Below are 1,595 nucleotides of genomic sequence, written 5' to 3' on the forward strand. Positions count from 1 at the left end.
TGGAGCTTGTAGAAAGAATTAAACAACGTAAAATTATCTTAATAATTGGTGCAGTCTTTCTTTTGGGAATTATCACGATAACTATTATTTTTGCAAATCGTCCAAGTAGTGAAGATTTAGTAAACGAATTTGAAAATGCTGTTCTGACAAGTGATACAAATACCTTAGAGAAATTAATCGAATCACCGAATAAAGACATGAAAGTAACGAAGGAAGATGTAGAGCAATTTATTTCATATGCCAAAAATAATAATGAATATGCCAAAGAGCTAGTTTTTATCCTACATGCACAACGAGCAATTTTAGAAAAAGATGAACAAGCAAGATTACAAAACCCTATTTTTGAAAATGCTACCGAAGGTGAAATCAAAAATGCAGGAGATTTTTATCTTGAAAATGACGGTGGATTATTTGGTGGTTTTCATATTTATGCCCGTCCGTACTCACTTAAAGTATCAGCCAATCAACCTGATACGGTGATTACATTAAACGGAAAAAAAGTTTTTGAAACAAAAAAAGGTCAACTTGAAGAGACTATTACTGGACTAGCGCCAAGCAAATATATCATTACAGGAACCAAAAAATATGAATTTGCTAATATCCAAACAAAAGAGGAAGTGTCTCTTTTCGATGATGAAGAACGTCAAAGTGAAATTGAATTAAATGTAGAGGGTAAAAAAATTGATCTTGAAGCAACCATTGAAAATGTTGAGATATTTGTAAATGGGAAAACCACAGGAAAAAAAGCCGAAATGATTAAAGAGGATGAGGAAGGCCTTTTTGGTAATAGTGATGATGACGAGGAAACAAATTTCGGTCCTGTATCAACGGATGGTTCAATCAAGGTCCATGGAGAAGCTGCATATCCCTGGGGGGCAGCAACAAGTGTCGCTCAAACGGTAAATGAAGATACAGTGAGTGTGGATGTTACACCTAAACCATTTGGAGAGAAAAAAAATAAAGACAAGGTTGTACAAGTTATCAATGATTTTGCTAAACAACGCGTTCAAGCATTAGTTCAACAAAATGCTTCTGTTATTAAAACAGCATCCGACAATATTGTTAAACAATATGCTGAAGATATTCAGTTTGATAAATCAAACGAAAATTATTGGAAGGGAACAGCGCTGGGAACACGCATTGACTTCGGAAATGTAACCTTATCGAAAGAAAAAGATCAATATCAAGTAAAGCTACCAGTAGAACTTCATAGTGAACAAAAACAATACTATGGATGGAATGAAGGAGATCCATTAGAAGAAGTGTTTGAAGAATATTTAGTCGTGGCAACGTATGATGAAAAATCAAAACAATGGACTATAGATGAATTAGAGGATTATTATTCCGATGATGAATTTATGAAAGGGAAAGACGTTGTAAAAAGTGAATTTAAATAATAAAAAAGCCTACGTTCCTTGCTGTTCAAGGATCGTAGGCTTTTTTACTTTTTCTTGCTTAATAGCTAACTGTTTTTTTATTCGTTAATGTAGTGTACCCCGGTAAAATGGGGCCTACTATCTAGGTTAATTGTTCACTGAAAATAACCTTTAATCGCTTATACAAATTATTACTTAAATCTTTATACCCTTGATCAT

The 1,595-nt window shown here is 33.5% G+C and carries 1 protein-coding gene; it reads left to right on the top strand.

Features of this window, described 5'->3' with window-relative positions:
• The coding region (locus N9I19_RS24695) for a TcaA 3rd/4th domain-containing protein (RefSeq protein ID WP_317779324.1) at positions 1-1,397 on the top strand (1,397 nt) is incomplete at its 5' end.
• Positions 1,398-1,595: the final 198 nt, after the last annotated feature.

This window comes from Peribacillus sp. CSMR9 (assembly GCF_033141925.1).
Taxonomy (GTDB): Bacteria; Bacillota; Bacilli; order Bacillales; family DSM-1321; genus Peribacillus; species Peribacillus simplex_A.